Raw genomic sequence first — 16,241 nt, 5'->3', positions numbered from 1 at the left:
TCCCAAGTATGACATAGAATAAATACTTGGGAGTAGACAGTGTAGATGTAATGCCGAATGTTAACTTAATGACATTGATCGGCGAGATAGTTTTTTTATATTATCCTTTTTTGACTTTCTACTATATAATGTATAATAACATTATTTGGAGGTGCCTTATGGCTATTTATCAAAATATTACGCAATTAGTTGGAAAAACTCCGATTATCAAACTTAACAATATTGTACCTGAAGGAGCTGCTGAGGTCTATGTCAAATTGGAAGCTTTTAACCCAGGTTCTTCTGTAAAAGACCGTATCGCCTTGGCTATGATTGAAGATGCTGAAAAGGCTGGTACAATCAAACCTGGAGATACTATTGTTGAGCCAACAAGTGGTAACACTGGTATCGGTCTTGCTTGGGTTGGAGCAGCAAAAGGTTATAAGGTGATTATCGTCATGCCTGAAACCATGAGTGTTGAGCGTCGTAAGATTATCCAAGCTTATGGAGCTGAACTCGTCTTGACTCCTGGTAGCGAAGGGATGAAGGGGGCTATCGCCAAAGCAAAAGAGATTGCTGAAGAAAAAAATGGCTGGGTTCCTTTCCAGTTTGCTAATCCATCCAATCCAAAAGTTCACGAAGATACAACAGGACAGGAAATTTTGGAAGACTTTGGAACAACTGGTTTAGATGCCTTTGTTTCTGGTGTTGGTACTGGTGGAACTGTTTCTGGTGTTTCGCATGTATTAAAAGATGCCAACCCAAACATCGCCATCTATGCCGTAGAAGCTGATGAATCGGCAGTCCTATCTGGTGAAGCACCTGGTCCACACAAGATTCAAGGCATTTCAGCTGGTTTCATTCCTGATACGCTGGATACAGCAGCCTATGATGGCATTATTCGTGTTAAATCAGATGATGCTTTAGCAACAGGTCGAGCAATTGGTGGACAGGAAGGTTTCCTTGTGGGTATTTCATCTGGAGCAGCAATTCACGCTGCTATCGAAGTCGCTAAGAAGTTGGGAACTGGAAAAAAAGTGTTGGCAATCTTGCCTGATAACGGAGAACGTTACTTGTCTACTGCCCTCTACGAATTTGATAATTAGAAAAAAAAGAAGGTTGGGAGTTCAATTCCCTAAACCTTCTTTTCTTTTTGCTCTTTGAGATAGGCTTTAGCTTCCTCAATCCATTTCGGAAGTTGTTTTGCTAAAGGGGAAAAACCAATTTTATTCCGTTCATTTGTAAAACGATGATGACGCGGAATTTTTTGTTGTTCTTCTTCTAAGGTCCGGATTGATAAACTAGCCTTTTCAGTATATTCATCAAAGTCGACTACCTGTACCAAAACCTCTTGCCCCAATTTTAAATGATCATAAATATTATCAACAAAACCTGTTTTGATTTCCGAGATATGGATTAGGCCCGTCGTCCCATTCTCTAATTGTACAAAGGCTCCATACGGCTGAATGCCCGTTACCGTCCCCTTGAGTTTATCTCCGATTTTCATCTTAATCCTCTATTTCGATGGTCTCAATTACAACATCTTCATGTGGACGATCTGCTGAATCTGTTGCAACCGCTGCGATAGCATCCAAGACGACGAAGGAGTCTTCATCAACTAGATGACCAAACACTGTGTGGCGTTGATCTAGATGTGGTGTCCCGCCATTTTTGACATAGGCTTCTGCAACTTCTTTAGGCCAACCACCACGTTCTAATTCTTTGGCATTGTATGGGAAGTTTTGATTTTGAACGATGAAGAATTGACTTCCATTTGTATTTGGTCCAGCATTGGCCATAGACAAGGCACCACGAAGGTTGAAGGCTTCCATTGAAAACTCATCTTCAAAAGACTCACCATAGATAGACTCACCGCCCATACCTGTACCAGTTGGGTCCCCACCTTGAATCATGAAATCCTGGATAATTCTATGGAAAATAACGCCATCATAATATCCATCTTTAGACAGTGCGACAAAATTTGCTACTGTCTTTGGAGCAATTTCTGGGAACAATTTTACAGTTAGCTCACCATGATTGGTCTTGATATGGGCAACCGGTCCGTCAACATTTTCCAAATCTAATTGTGGGAAGTATTTTTCTTTTTCTACCATACCTAATTTCTCCAAGGCATCAAAGATGCCATCTTCTTCTACTGTTTTTGTAATATAATCTGCACGCTTTTGCAATTCTGGATGAGAATGCCCCATAGCAATGCTAATGCCTGCATAATCGAACAACTCAATGTCATTCAGTCCATCTCCAAAGACCAGAACATTTTCAGGTTTCAAGCCAAGTTTTTCAACAACCTTAGCAACACCAGTTGCTTTGGAAGAGCCTTTTAGCACAATGTCCGATGAAATAGCATCCCAACGAACACTACGCAATTCCGCTTGCAACTCTTCTGGAAGTTCTACTTCGTGACCATCTTTCTCGAAAGTTAGCAATTGGTAGATGTCATTTTCTTTATAAAAAGTTGGGTTTGTTTCCAAACCTTCATAAATCAAGTCAATTACTTGACTAATGCGGTCAGTTCGTGCAGAAAGTGTCCCTTTTTGACTACCAAGCATACCATATTCGATTCCAATTTCTTTAGCCCAATTTAATACAGATTCTACTAAATTTTGGGGCATCGGCTGATGGTACACTACCTGACCTTTGGCATCTTCTACGTAGGAGCCGTTAATCATAGCGAAAAAGTCTGGCTTTAAGGCCTTGATTTCTGGCACCAAACCATAAGGAGTTCGTCCTGACGCAATTCCTGTCAAAATTCCCTTTTCTTTTAGTGATTTGAAAACCTGCTGAATTGATTCAGGAATGTAGCCTGTATTCTTTACACGTAGCGTGTCGTCAATGTCAAAAAAGACTATTTTTATTTTTTTTGCCTTATATCTGAGTTTTGCATCCATATAATTCCATTATCCTTTGGTTGAAAATTAACTAATTTTCATTATACCACTATTGGTCCTCTTGCGCCACCAAACCATGCTGGAAAGCATAAACAACTGCTTGAGTACGGTCGCTCACAGCTAGTTTGGATAAGATATTGGAAACATGGGTTTTAACAGTTTTTAAGGAAATGAAGGATTCATCTGCAATTCGTTGATTATCATACCCCTTGGCTAACAGCGTCAAGATTTCGCGTTCACGGGCTGTCAAGTCATCATGTAAATCTGGGTGGCGTTTATGGTGCTCTACTTTTTTCTCTACTTCTGTCTCAATAGCATATTCTCCAAGAGCTACCTTGCGGATGGCTGCTAAGATTTCGTCAGCACTTGACGTTTTCAACATATAGCCACGAGCTCCTGCTTCCAGCACAGGATAGATTTTCTCATTATCTAGGTAGGAGGTCAGGATGACAATCTGCGCTTGCGGCCATTCCTTCAGCAAGGCCAAGGTTGCTTCTACGCCAGTCATCTTGGGCATAACCAAGTCCATCACTACAACATCGGGTTTAACCTCTAACGCTTTAGCCAAACCTTCCTCGCCATCACTAGCTTCTGCAACTACTTCAACATCTGGCTGTAAATTTAAGTAACTTTTCAATCCTAGACGGACCATCTCATGGTCGTCAACCAACATCACTCGAATCGTATTCATCTTCTTTTCCTTTCAATAGTGGGATACGAATATCAATCGCCACTCCCTTATTTGGAGCAGTGCGAATTTTTATCGTTCCAGCCATGTCTTCAACCCGCTCACGTATGTTTTGAAGACCGTAACTTAATTCATCATCTGCACCTTGTTGGAAGCCGATACCATCGTCTGTCATTTTCAACTGCAGTTCTGTTTCCTTCTGCAAGAGGTAGACATCCAAATGCTTGGCCTTGGCATGTCGCAAGGTATTACTGATAATTTCTTGCGCAATGCGGAAGAGATGTTCTTCAATTAGTTTCGGTAGCTCCTCTACTTCATGTTGGAAATGAACGATAATATTACTTTTGTCGCTAACTTCACGCAAAATCAGCTCAAATCCTTCAACCAAGGTTTTACTTTCAAGTTCACTTGGGCGTAGATGTAATAATAGGATGCGTAGGTCTCGTTGGGCAGACTCAATCATGTCTTTCACGAGCATCAGCTGTTCCTGCAAAGTTTCCTGCGGAAGAGTGGATAGATTGGACGATAATCCTGACAAAATCATGCTCGTTGCAAATAACTCTTGACTAACCGTATCATGCAAATCCCTGGCAATCCGTTTCCGTTCTCCCTCAACAATCTCTTCTTTCTTGACTAAATCTTGATTGTCAACCAGCTGTACCTGACGCGTGAGGTTTCTGACCTTATCAGATAACTGGAGCAAGAGCTGATCACTCTCGGTATCTGTTCGAATACTTTTATTCTTCAAGATAGCTTGTAACTTCGTCCGCATAACCTGAGTGGAGGCCAGGCTGACAGTTTGTACCATTACAGCTAGAAAAAGGGTCAAAACAATAACCAGTAGAATGAGAGTAAACACGAGCTGCTCCGTTGAAATCCAGAGCGTAACATCTAGTAATGAATAATTTAAAAGTGGGAGGGTGGAAGCAATCACCACAAAAACAATAAGACAGGCAAACCAGGCTAGGAGTAGGTAGGTACGTTTTCTCATACGCGAACCACCTCCACATCTCCCAGTATATTGTTGGTAACGACTTTTACACGTTTGTGTGATTCTTGATAATCGGGACTATTGACCGCTATACTTTCATTCCGCAAATCCCAGTATGATTCACCCAAGAAACTTACTCGTCCATAGATACTAGTTGCTGAAAGTGCAACCTCAACATCAATTGGAACAATAATTTTTGTCCGTCCGAACGTTTTACGAATTACAACAATATTATCTCTGCCAACTAATACAGTCTTATCCAAATCAACTACATCATTGCCAAACAAGCGTACAATGTTAACATCTTCAAAACCAAACCTATCTTGAGAGTGATCGTGGTTGCCAAACCATCTATTTTTCTCTTTTTGAACCTGTAGAGAATAGTCACTAAAAACAATGTGGGTATATTGGTTTCTCTTTTCATAACGTGAAAAGAAATTAATCAGCATGTAGACGACTAGTAGCATAATCCCAATAATGAAGAAGGGATTTAAAACAAAGACCAAAAATAATAGAGATAAGGAGCTGACCAGTAAAACACTGTTGACTTTTCTTCCTAGGAAGTACCAAATGATGAGTAATAAGGCAGAGAAAAGTAGCAGGGTCCGACTGGCCTCATTGGCTACCACATCAAAGGCTGCCATCGTAAAAATCATACTTTCTATTAGTAGAAAAAATTGAACTTTCCGCATCTTCTCCATCCTTTCTATACTATTGTAACAAAAAATAAGTAAAAGAACTCCATCTAAAGTAGGAAATATAGTCGAATGAATTAGCTTTCAGACAAGGAACTGAGGTGCAGGCTGTACTAGAGTACGGCAAGCCGAAAGTGACGATGTATCAAAGTTAATTCAAATGACTATATTAGTTCAAAGCAACGAGATGCAGGCTATACTTGGGTACGGCAAAGTAAATTAACAAGACAAGCAAAATAAACTAAACATACTACAAACTATGCAAATCACTCCTAGGCCATCACCCTTGATGGACAGAAGGAAACAATTTTGGCATAGGGGACCGCTCACAAGCTACGCTCTCTAATCAAGAGAAAAAGGTCCGGCATCTGCCCAACCTTATTCATCTTTATTGTCCGCTATCTGTCGAAGTACTTGTGCTAGTGGAGCTTCCTGTTGAGGAATCGCTACTGGTGCCGGTTGATGCAACGGAGACATACAAGGTAACTGTTCCATCAATTGTTGCGCCAGCAGTAGGATATTGTCCAATGACGATATCACTTGTCGTTGAATAATAGCTTCTATCTTCTTGTTTTTCAATACTTTCCACATTGACACCCAGTGCTTGTAATTGACTACGTGCCTGTGAATAGGTGTACTTGCCAGATGTTAAATCAGGCATAATCAATTCTTTTCCTTTTGAAATAACTAGATTGATGATAGAACCTTTTGTCAACTCTGTATTGGCAACGGGATCTGTACTGATAACTTGACCCGCAGTAACAGATGAGCTGTATTCCTGAGTAATAGTTCCAATACTGAAGCCTGCTGTCTGAAGAATTTGAGTAGCATTCTCCTGAGTTTTTCCAACAACGTTTGGAACAACTTGTGGCGCTACTCCTTTGGAAACGTAAAGGGTAATTTTTGCCCCCTTCTCAGCAGAACTATTTGCTCCTGGATCTGTTTTGATGACGAGACCTTGGGCAACTTTTTCGCTATATTCTTCTTTTGTTGTCACTTGGAAACCAAGAGCCTCCAATTCCTGCCGTGCAGTATCAGAATCCTTATCTGTCACATCTGGAATAGATACCATCGTAGCCGTTGCTACTACAATATCAATCTTACTTCCTTGACGTCTGGTCGTCTTTGCAGCCGGAGAGGTTCGTATTACCAATCCTTCATCTACAGTTGCGGTCGCTTCTTCTGTGATATTTCCGACTTCCAATCCTGCTACTTCAATCATTTCTGTAGCTTTTTCAACGGTTTGACCAGACACATCAGGGACGGTAACTGTCCGTGGAGTGTTGAAAAATATGAGTCCAACCGCTATGACTGTTAACAAAATAGCCCCTATCAAGACTTTGTAGCGTGTACGCATACCTGGTCTTGGTTTTGAAACAGGCTTATTTCCCGACTTCGCCACTTCTTTCTTACCAGACCCCTTATCCGTCGCAGAAACTTGGGCAGAACTGTTTGTATGCAGTACTTTCGTTTCAACATTGGCCTGGGAGAGTTTTGGCAAGGTTTTTGTATCAACCTTGTTCCCTTCTAGTTCAACCCTGGGTTCATTCCGACGATCCATGGATAGAGCCGAAGCTAAATCTGCGTACATTTCTGCAACCGACTTATAGCGCTCGTTTAATTTTTTAGCCGTGGCTTTTAGTACAACATTTTCTAAAGCCTGAGGTACGTTTGCATTCTCTTCTCTAACAGATGGGAGAGGTTTTTGAAAATGCTGAAGAGCGATCGTCACAGCACTATCTCCATCATAGGGAATGCGACCCGTCAACATTTCAAAAAGGATGATTCCCATCGCATAAATGTCACTTTGAATGGTCGCTTTCGAACCACGCGCCTGCTCAGGCGAAAGATAGTGAACAGAACCCAACATGGAGTTGGTTTGTGTCAAACTCGTTTCAGCGAAGGCAACTGCAATACCAAAGTCTGTTACTTTAGCGACTCCATTGGAAGTCAAAAGGACGTTCTGAGGTTTCAAATCTCGATGGACAATTCCTCTTGTGTGCGCCATTCGCATAGCAAGGAGAATCTGTCCCATAATTCGCACCGCAACATCGTTGGAGAGTGGTGCATTTTCTTTTATATAACGTTTTAAATCGAGGCCATTGACATATTCCATAGCCAAATACTGTTGACCATCTTCTTCACCGATGTCCGAAATACGAACGATATTGGGATGGTCCAGTTCTGCCATGGCACGCGCTTCACGTTGAAAACGCTGGATAGCAATTTGATCTGTCTGATAGTTGGTCCGAAGAACTTTAACAGCAACCTCTTCTCCATCTAAAATCAAATCTCTTGCTAGGTAAACATCTGCCATACCGCCTCGACCAATTTGCCGAACGATTCGATACCGACCGGCAAAGATCTTACCGATTTGAATCATTACCTAGCCTCCTCCGTAATGTGAAGCAAACCTACTGTAATATTATCTAGACCGCCTGCATTATTGGCAAAACGTACAAGTGTTTCTACCTTGCTTTCAATTGAAACATCACTCAATACAATATCACGAATGTCCTCGGTTGGTACCATATTGGTTAAGCCATCGCTGTTAATAAGGACATAATCTCCAACCTCAAGAGTTTTCAAAGCAATGTCTGGTTCAATTGGTTCGGCTTGTCCGATGGACTGCGTTACAATATTTTTTTGAGGGTGACGCTGTGCTTCTTCTTCTGTGAGCTGACCAGCTCGAACAAGGGCACCTACCAGCGAATGGTCGTTGGTTAGACGTGTATATTCGCCATCTCTAATCAATCCAACTCGTGAATCTCCGACATGGGCATAGATCATTTGGTTGTCGATGACAACAACTGCTTCAAGAGTTGTTCCCATTCCCTTATATTCCTCTGTTTGACCCAATTCATAAATCTTTTGATTTTCTGCATCGATGATGGCAATCAGCCATTCACGGACATCATTTAAGGTCACTAATTGAGTATCAACCCAAGCAACTCCCAAATCTGTCGCTGCCATTTCACTGGCAATATGACCAGCACGGTGACCGCCCATACCATCTGCCAAGACTACCAAGTCAATACCTGCACGGTTCTTATAACAATTAATATAATCTTGATTGTTTGAACGTTTTTGTCCAACATCAGTTAATAATGCAATTTCCATACTGTTTTCGTTGCTAAGCAACTTCCTCCTCTTACTTCTAGGATTTTCTTCTAAATTGACCGATGAAAAATCCATCAGTCTGGTATTGTTCCGGTGTAATCAACAAGCAACCATCAACCATAATATCTGTTTGAGGGTGTTCTAGTGTCACCTGTTCAAAATCGGGATGGTTTTGCAGAAATTCTTGAATAACCTCTTGGTTTTCCTTAGCAATAATCGTACATGTGCTATAGGTTATTATACCACCAATTTTCAAGCTTTGGCAAACACTGTCCAGTATCTGCAACTGGATAGTCTTTAGAGAATCAAAGTCCATCGCTGCCTTGTTATAACGAATATCTGGCTTACGGCGGATAAGTCCAATACCTGAACACGGAGCATCGACTAAGATTTTATCAAAGGTAGCTGGACCGAATTCCTCATGAACACGACTGGCGTCCAGACGTTTGGTCTCAATCTTATCTTCTAGACCTAAACGAAGTGCGTTTTCTTCAATCAGGTTTAGTTTATGATCATATAAATCCAACGCATAAACTTTTCCATCCGTAAGATAGCTTGCCATATGACAGGTCTTTCCACCCGGAGCTGCACAAGCATCCAAGATGATTTCATCCCCTTGAATATCCAAAGTCGGAGCTACCAATTGACTGGTTTCATCTTGAATGGTGATGAGCCCTTCCCTAAAATAATCTGTCCCCGCAAAGTGTCCATGGGATTTAACTAGACCGACAGGCGATAACTGAGAGCGTTGGGCATCTAGTTCCGCTGCCAATCGCTCCACTTGTTGACCATCCGTCACGCGTACGCTAGCCTTATTCCGTTCATGTAAGCTTTGGAAAATCTTCTCTGCACGTTCATCGCCATATTCTGCAATCAAGGTTTGGACCAACCAAACTGGCACAGAATACTGAACGGATAGACGTTTGTTCTTTCGTTTGATTTCTGCAGGATTGGGCAAGGTCGATTGGCTCATTTTGCGCAAAATAGCGTTGACAAACTTATCAGTTCCAGGCTTTCGCTTAGCAATATTAACTGCCTCATTGACAACTGCGTGGGGGGGCAATTTGTCCAAATATACCAACTGGTAGAGGCTCAACATGAGGAGATAGTAGACCCAAGTGTCCAACTTTTCCCTATCTTCGATAAAATGTGCCAAATACCACTCTAGGGTAATTTTACGAGAGACTGTCCCATAAACCAACTCGGTCGCCAAGCCCTTGTCCTGTGCTGATAAACAAGAAGATTCTAGGGCCTTATTGAGTGCGATATTGGAATAAGCTCCTTGATCGAAGACTTGTTCCAATACAGTTAAGGCTAGACTTCTTGCTGTTTCATGTTTATTGAACACCAAATTGATCTCCTACTGCAATATCTCGACCTGCACCATTTAAAAAGTCTGCAATGGTCATTTTTGGCTTACCAGCTGGCTGGACAGTTTTCAGAGAAAGGGCTCCCTGACCTGTCGCAATGACCAATTCTTTCTTGCTTCGAGCAATAACCCGACCGACTGGTCCTTCACCTTCTGCTTCTACAGCTTCTTGAATTTTAAACCGTTCCCCTTGCCAATAGGTGTGGGCAACTGGCCACGGATACATACCGCGAATGTGATTAAATAGTTGACGAGCTGTCTTATTCCAATCCAGTACCTCTTCTTCTGGCTGAATATTTGGTGAGAAGGTTACCTGTTCTGGATTTTGAGCGACTGGTTTCAAGTCACCAGCAATATAGGCTGGTAAGGTTTGTAATAATAAATCCCTACCAACAACAGCCAACTTTTCAAACAAGGTGCCGACATTGTCACTTTCTTCAATAGCAATGCTATCGCTGGAAATCATGTCGCCGGCATCCATTTCTTTGACCATTTCCATGATGGTTACGCCGGCACGCTCATCACCGTTAATCAAGGCATAATGGATAGGGGCACCACCACGGTATTTAGGAAGAAGAGAAGCATGAACATTGACTGCAAAGTCAACTGAGTTCAATAATTTGGTTGGTAGGAATTGCCCAAAAGCTGCCGTCACAATCCCGTCTGCTCCTAAATTCATCAACTCATCTAGTTCTTGGCTACCAGATAGCTTTTCAGGTTGATAGACTGGTAATTGGTATTCCAAGGCTACTTCTTTCACAGGTGTCATTTGGATGACTTTTTTTCGTCCAACAGCTCGGTCTGGCTGGGTGACAACAGCAAGGATTTCATACTGGTCATCCGCCAAAAGTCCTTGTAAGACTGTCGCTGAAAATGCTGGTGTTCCCATAAATATCAACTTTGTCATGTTTGCTTTCTCATCTCCTTTACGTGATTCTTACAAATTCTATTATCCCTTAATTATACCATTTTTACTTATTTTTTCCTTAATTAAAGGTTTTCCAGCTGGAAAAAAGTAAGTACAAAGATACCCTTCTTCCATTTTACACACGTTAGAAAAAGTAGTAGAATATGTAGCAAGCAACTAGTATTCAAATATCGAATAGTGAAAAGGAGACCAGATGTTACAACTTCAACAATTAGAACAACTCATCGCCTTCGCGGAGCAGGGAACCTTGTCCAAAGCAGCAGAAGTTTTATTGATTTCTCAGCCCTCGCTAACGCGCAATATGCAGAGCTTGGAAGATGAATTAGGGGTTCAACTCTTTCAACGAAGTAAAAATAAGCTTGTCTTGACAGAAACAGGGGAATACACTGTCAAACAGGCAAGAAAATTGTTGAAGCAAGGTCAAACTTTTCTCGAAAATGTCCAACGCTTTTCGATGCAGGCAACTACCTTGTTTGGCGGCATCTGTGCTCCCGGGGTTGAATGGGAACTACGGTCCAGACTTGCTGAACAAAAAATCAACCAAGAAATTCATCTGGATTTACAAGAAAATGAAGCATTAATTTCTGGCCTGTTGGACGAACACTATCAATTCATCGTAACAGATTTTCTTCTAAATGAAGACGGTATCCTATCAACTGGGTTCTTCATGGAGCAACTCTACCTCTCTGTACCTCCTGCTCATCCATTTGCTTTGCGAGAAGAGATACAACTTTCTGATCTTGCTGATTTGACCATGCTATTACGGTCTGATTTGGGAATATGGCAACCACTCGTTGATAGTTTGACTGAGACAAAATTCATTGTTCAAAAAGATTGGGATGCCTTTGAAGAATTGGTTTCAGCTTCTGCTCTGCCAAGTTTCTCTACAAACATCACCCAACAATCGTCAGAAAATGATAGTCAGAGGGTTCATGTTCCCATTTCTGATAAGGAAGCCACAAAAACTTTCTATATCTCTGTCTTAAAGAAAAACAAAGCTATTTTGTCACAATTAACAGAAAACTAGACACTTCCGTCTAGTTTTTTTAGCTATTCACCATTCCCTGATAATCCATTCCATAAAGTCCAGCATAGCGACTCATAGTATAGTCCCCCATGTCTAACACTTCTTGTGTTGGAGCAGAGCCTTGAAAAGTTTTTTCCAACCAACTCGTCTGTCACCACATCGTATTAGCGATCCAAAATTTTTCGGACCAAACCATTAATACTGTGCCAATAAACGGGCGAGCCAATGAACAAAGTATCCGCAGCAAAGACTTTTTGGATAACCTCCTCGAATTGATCGTCCGAAAAATCTTGACCGTAATCATAAATTTTGTAATCTACTAAATGTAGGGTTTCATATTCCTGATTAGCAAGTAATTTTTGAGCTAGTGCAACTGTATTCCCATTTTTATTTGGACTGCCATTGATAAATAAAGTTGTCATTGCCTTTCTCCTCGTAAAAAAAATACTCTGTACTGTTCAACAATTGAACAATCACAGAGTATAGTATCTTTTTTCTTAGAACGATTTGCCGACAAATCCAGCAATAATTTCGACAGCTTTTGCAGAGTGATGATCTTCAAAAAGTGTTGTATTTGTATTTAGAGTAGTGATTTTTTTCATGTCTTCAGCTGATAATTCAAAGTCAAAAATATCAAAGTTTTCTTGAATGCGAGTTGGCGTGACGGACTTAGCCAATGAAACTAGGCCTGATTGCAAGTGCCAGCGCAACATAACCTGAGAAGTCGTTTTCCCATATTTTCCAGCAATTTCAACTAAGACTGGATTTGAGAAGACATCGAATTGACCAGCAGCCAAGGCTCCCCAACTTTCCGCAACGACACCTTTTTCTGCCATATAGGCACGTTCTTCATCCCGTTGGTTAAAGACATGGAGTTCGATTTGGTTAACTGCTGGGGTTACCTCATTAAAGACAGCGAGGTTGGCCAGTTGGTCTGATTTGAAATTTGATACACCAATCGCACGAATCTTACCTTCTTTGTAGAGCTCCTCCATAGCACGCCAAGCTCCAAAAATATCTCCAAATGGTTGGTGAATGAGATAAAGGTCTACATAATCCATGTCCAGTCGCTCCAAGGATGTGGTAAATGCCTCTTTAGCTCCCTCATAAGAGAAATCTGAAACCCAGAGCTTAGTAGTGATGAAAAATTCCTCACGTGGTAGGCCTGAAGCTTTGATCGCTTTGCCAACAGCGACTTCATTGCCGTAGATTTGAGCAGTATCAAAATGACGGTAGCCTACTCGAATCGCTTCTTCAACAACTTCTTGACATTGCTCTAGGTCTGGAATTTGGAAAACACCAAAGCCAACCACTGGCATTTGAATTCCATTGTTTAAAGTGACTGTAGGTTGATTGAATAACTGTGACATAACTTACTCCTTTTCACATTCAGTTAGTGATGTGATTTCTTATTTTTTTATAGTCTTATTGTATTAAAAAATGCTAATCATGTATAATACTTCTTTGTTATACAAGTATTCATTTTTTGCATACTGTTTATTTCAACATAATAGACTCCGAAGTCCAACCTCTGAGCCTTTTACCATTATAGATTTTTTTCAAAGAATGGCAAGATAGCATCAAAAGCTAGATCTACAAATGGATGAAGGTCATACATATCAAAGTGACTGGCTTCTGGTACTACAACCCATTCTTTTACCTCACTTTTAGCTGCATCAAAAATTTCACGAGAAGCTGGCTGGCGCCAAGCATTTTCAGCAGTTACAACCAAATATGGTTTTCTCATATCTTTCATGATATTTGTGACATTGTAATTGAGGAGTTCCAATTGACTCCAAGCTACAACTTGGTTGCTCCAACGAGCACGAAGGGCAGCTAATTCTTCAGCAGTCAATTCAAAATCAAAAACAATTACTTTACCTGGCTCAAGGCTAACCGCTTCTTTTCCTTCTTCTTGATACCAGCCTTGACCTAAGGTACTGAGTTTTTCATATTTCTCCACATGGTAAAAACGAACCCCACTCTCATTTTGAGAATAGGGTTTTAGGAGACCAATACGATCATAGTGCCGCAGGGTTTCGGAAGTTACCCCGCTCTTTTTTGCAAATTGATTGATTGGTAGTAGGCTCATAAGTTTCTTTCTAGTGAAGGTATCACATCATATTCTGCGGTTCATTGTCAATAACCAACCGTAAATCTTGATTTTCTCTCTCCTGTGTCCAATCCAAAATCTGATTGAGCACCTCTTCCAAACGGTCTTCATGCCGGTATTTCAAGATGATCTGGTAGTGGTAGAGATTATGGGTTCTGGCAATAGGCTTGGGCGTCGGTCCTAGGATTTGAATAGCCTCCGTTAAGTGTTGACGGAGAAAGGCTACTGTTTCATAGGCTTTTTTCACGACAAATTCTTCCGACTTGTGCGAAAAGGTTAGACCAACCGTAAAATAGTAAGGTGGATAGCCAAGATTTTTCCGAATGCCCATCTCATAACGATAGAAACCTTCATAATCCTGCTCTTTGGCAAAGGCAATGGCATAATGATTGGGGTTGTAGGTCTGAATCAGGACTTCCCCTTCCTTATCAGCTCGACCAGCCCGACCGGCTACCTGAGTTAGCAACTGGAAGGTCCGCTCAGAAGACCGAAAATCAGGCAAATTGAGGGCCGTATCAGCATTGAGCACCCCAACCAGCGTCACATTTGGAAAATCCAAGCCCTTGGCAATCATCTGGGTTCCCAGAAGAATATCCGCTTCGCCTCGACCAAACCGTTCGAGCAAGTCCTCATGAGCACCTTTTTTCTTGGTAGTATCCACATCCATACGCAAAATTCTAGCCTCTGGCAAGAGCTCCTGCAATTCATCGTAAGCCTTTTGCGTACCCGTCCCATAATAACGAATGGAACGACTTTGACAGTTTGGACAGGTCTGAGGAATCCCCTTTTGAAAACCACAGTAGTGGCAATTCATCGTTTTTGTGTCCATGTGGAGCGTCAGGGAAATATCACAGTTGGGACACTGATCAACACTCCCACAATCACGACACATGACAAAAGAAGAATAGCCTCGGCGGTTTAACATAAGGACAACTTGTTCATTGCGGTCTAGCTTTTCTTTAATCTTATCAATTAGAACAGGCGTAAAATTACTAGCCTCCTGCTGACCGATATAATCACGGAAATCCACAACTTCCACTTCTGGAATTCGAGCCAAGGGATTAGCCCTCTGGTTAAGAGTCAGTCTTCCATAGACTCCTCGACTAGCCCGAGCCCGTGTTTCAAGACTCGGCGTAGCAGAACCCAAAACCAAGGTGGCTCGATTATAGTCTGCCCGCAACTTTGCCACATCACGTGCATGGTAGCGTGGATTGCTGTCCTGCTTGTAGGTCGCCTCATGCTCCTCATCAATGATGATAACACCTATGTTTGTCAATGGTGCAAAAATAGCTGATCGAGCCCCGACAACCACCTGGGCATTTCCAGCCTCAATCTTTCTCCACTCGTCATACTTCTCACCGTCAGACAAGCCCGAATGCAAAATAGCGACCTGCTGGCCAAAACGAGAAATAAAACGATTGGTCATCTGAGGAGTCAAGGAAATTTCAGGTACCAGCATAATAGCCGTTTTCCCCATCTTCAAGACCCGATCAATGACCTGGAGATAAACCTCCGTCTTCCCAGAACCTGTCACTCCTTGCAGTAGAAAGGTCTGACTTTCCTGACCGATAGAGGCCACAATCTCACGAACCGCAATGGCCTGCTCTGGATTCAAATCCAAGGCCTGAGTTTTTTCCACCTTATCAAAAACTCCCTGAGTCCGCGATACTTCCTCTTCCCAGACTTCTATATAGCCATTTTCTTGGAAATAGCGGAGCGTATCAGCTGAATAATCCGATTTTAGGTTTGAAAGGAGCTGGTCTTCCGAGTGTTCCAGAAGAAATTCCCTTAACTGCTGTCGTTTTTTAGCTCGATTGCTAATGTCTGCTTCTCGTAATTTCTCCAGACAAACTCGGTACCATTTTTCCGTCTTGATTTGCTTCTTATCCTTGGCCACATAGTCTACCAATATTTTTCCTGACTGGGCCAGACGCATGATTCTCCCTTGCTCTTTTACATCCAAGTCAGAAAAACGAATCTGCTCCTTATCACCAAACAGACTAAGTTGCTCTGCCATTTCCAAACCAAGCCCTGGACGGAGCAATTTGTCATAGGTCGAATTGAGCAAGCTGGGCAGCATGGATTTTAAGAGAGTAATTTTATAGGAGAAGACCGACTTCCTCATCTGGTCCGCCAACCAAAATTGCTCTTGATTGAGAACAGGACTATAGTCCAAAACCTCGGCAAGCTCTTTCAAGTCTTGTACCTTATTTTCGTCATCTTCATCAATCAAGTCAACCACAATCCCTTGAATCAGCCGATTTCCCTTACCAAAGGGTACATGGACACGCACGCCAACCTTGAGCCCCTCTTCCAACTCAGCTGGAACGCGATAGGAATAAGCTTGATCTGTCTGCATCAAAGGGACATCTACAATAACCTGTGCTAACATACTTCCTCCTTTCTGTAAAAAATCTAACAA

General features: G+C 41.8%; 14 protein-coding genes and 2 pseudogenes. 2 read left to right on the top strand and 14 right to left on the bottom strand.

Annotation, left to right across the window (positions count from 1 at the left end; genetic code table 11):
* Positions 1 to 158 precede the first annotated feature (158 nt).
* A complete protein-coding gene (gene cysK / locus P7J36_RS03635) occupies positions 159 to 1,085 on the top strand; it encodes a cysteine synthase A (RefSeq protein ID WP_408551119.1) in 927 nt (308 codons plus the stop codon).
* 29 nt (positions 1,086 to 1,114) lie between these two features.
* Here cysK and P7J36_RS03630 read toward each other — a convergent pair whose 3' ends face one another.
* The 10 genes and pseudogenes from P7J36_RS03630 to fmt all read right to left on the bottom strand — a co-directional run bounded on the left by P7J36_RS03630 (position 1,115) and on the right by fmt (position 10,658).
* Positions 1,115 to 1,486, bottom strand: coding sequence for a S1 RNA-binding domain-containing protein (locus tag P7J36_RS03630; RefSeq protein WP_408551120.1), 372 nt, complete (start codon positions 1,484 to 1,486; stop codon positions 1,115 to 1,117).
* Position 1,487: 1 nt separating this feature from the next.
* Entirely contained in the window at positions 1,488 to 2,888 is a 1,401-nt protein-coding gene (locus P7J36_RS03625) for a bifunctional Cof-type HAD-IIB family hydrolase/peptidylprolyl isomerase (protein WP_408551121.1), read from the bottom strand.
* A gap of 49 nt (positions 2,889 to 2,937) precedes the next feature.
* A complete protein-coding gene (locus P7J36_RS03620; RefSeq protein WP_002937025.1) occupies positions 2,938 to 3,579 on the bottom strand; it encodes a response regulator transcription factor in 642 nt (213 codons plus the stop codon).
* Positions 3,551 to 4,567, bottom strand: a complete 1,017-nt coding sequence (locus P7J36_RS03615; protein ID WP_014637529.1) for an envelope stress sensor histidine kinase LiaS — start codon at positions 4,565 to 4,567, stop codon at positions 3,551 to 3,553. Before P7J36_RS03615 ends, P7J36_RS03620 begins: the two co-directional genes overlap by 29 nt.
* On the bottom strand, positions 4,564 to 5,259 hold the full coding sequence (gene liaF / locus P7J36_RS03610) for a cell wall-active antibiotics response protein LiaF (RefSeq protein WP_109371173.1): 696 nt from the start codon (positions 5,257 to 5,259) through the stop codon (positions 4,564 to 4,566). The genes P7J36_RS03615 and liaF overlap by 4 nt, the downstream gene beginning before the upstream one ends.
* 391 nt (positions 5,260 to 5,650) lie before the next feature.
* Positions 5,651 to 6,163 (bottom strand): PASTA domain-containing protein, encoded by a 513-nt coding sequence (locus P7J36_RS11565; protein ID WP_475631994.1) that lies wholly within the window; start codon positions 6,161 to 6,163, stop codon positions 5,651 to 5,653.
* Positions 6,143 to 7,645 (bottom strand): annotated as a pseudogene (pknB, locus tag P7J36_RS03600) (Stk1 family PASTA domain-containing Ser/Thr kinase); the annotation flags it as partial. The pseudogene pknB and the gene P7J36_RS11565, both read right to left, overlap by 21 nt.
* Positions 7,645 to 8,382, bottom strand: a complete 738-nt coding sequence (locus tag P7J36_RS03595; protein WP_408551122.1) for a Stp1/IreP family PP2C-type Ser/Thr phosphatase — start codon at positions 8,380 to 8,382, stop codon at positions 7,645 to 7,647. The pseudogene pknB and the gene P7J36_RS03595, both read right to left, overlap by 1 nt.
* A gap of 37 nt (positions 8,383 to 8,419) precedes the next feature.
* The gene (gene rsmB / locus P7J36_RS03590) at positions 8,420 to 9,733 is read right to left on the bottom strand and encodes a 16S rRNA (cytosine(967)-C(5))-methyltransferase RsmB (RefSeq protein WP_408551123.1); all 1,314 of its coding nucleotides are present in this window, start codon (positions 9,731 to 9,733) and stop codon (positions 8,420 to 8,422) included.
* A complete protein-coding gene (gene fmt, locus P7J36_RS03585; protein ID WP_408551124.1) occupies positions 9,720 to 10,658 on the bottom strand; it encodes a methionyl-tRNA formyltransferase in 939 nt (312 codons plus the stop codon). Before fmt ends, rsmB begins: the two co-directional genes overlap by 14 nt.
* Positions 10,659 to 10,872: 214 nt before the next feature.
* Here fmt and P7J36_RS03580 point away from each other — a divergent pair, with 214 nt between their 5' ends.
* Positions 10,873 to 11,706, top strand: a complete 834-nt coding sequence (locus P7J36_RS03580) for a LysR family transcriptional regulator (protein ID WP_408551125.1) — start codon at positions 10,873 to 10,875, stop codon at positions 11,704 to 11,706.
* Positions 11,707 to 11,870: 164 nt separating this feature from the next.
* On the opposite strand, the gene P7J36_RS03575 is transcribed toward P7J36_RS03580, so the two are convergent.
* From P7J36_RS03575 to P7J36_RS03560, 4 genes and pseudogenes are all read right to left on the bottom strand, one after another.
* Positions 11,871 to 12,128: a flavodoxin family protein gene (locus P7J36_RS03575; RefSeq protein WP_408551126.1), complete on the bottom strand. Its 258-nt coding sequence runs from the start codon at positions 12,126 to 12,128 to the stop codon at positions 11,871 to 11,873.
* Positions 12,129 to 12,203: 75 nt separating this feature from the next.
* A complete protein-coding gene (locus tag P7J36_RS03570; protein WP_408551127.1) occupies positions 12,204 to 13,076 on the bottom strand; it encodes an aldo/keto reductase in 873 nt (290 codons plus the stop codon).
* Positions 13,077 to 13,567: 491 nt separating this feature from the next.
* Positions 13,568 to 13,798: pseudogene (locus P7J36_RS03565) on the bottom strand (MerR family DNA-binding transcriptional regulator); the annotation flags it as partial.
* A gap of 22 nt (positions 13,799 to 13,820) precedes the next feature.
* Positions 13,821 to 16,211 carry a primosomal protein N' gene (locus P7J36_RS03560; protein ID WP_408551128.1) on the bottom strand — a complete coding sequence of 797 codons (2,391 nt, stop codon included), beginning with the start codon at positions 16,209 to 16,211 and terminating at the stop codon, positions 13,821 to 13,823.
* Between the last annotated feature and the right edge of the window lie 30 nt (positions 16,212 to 16,241).

Origin of the sequence: Streptococcus suis (assembly GCF_046032115.1) — a bacterium.
Classification (GTDB): domain Bacteria; phylum Bacillota; class Bacilli; order Lactobacillales; family Streptococcaceae; genus Streptococcus; species Streptococcus suis_AJ.
Note: the sequence above shows the minus strand (reverse complement) of the source record. Positions and strands in the feature narration are given on the sequence as shown.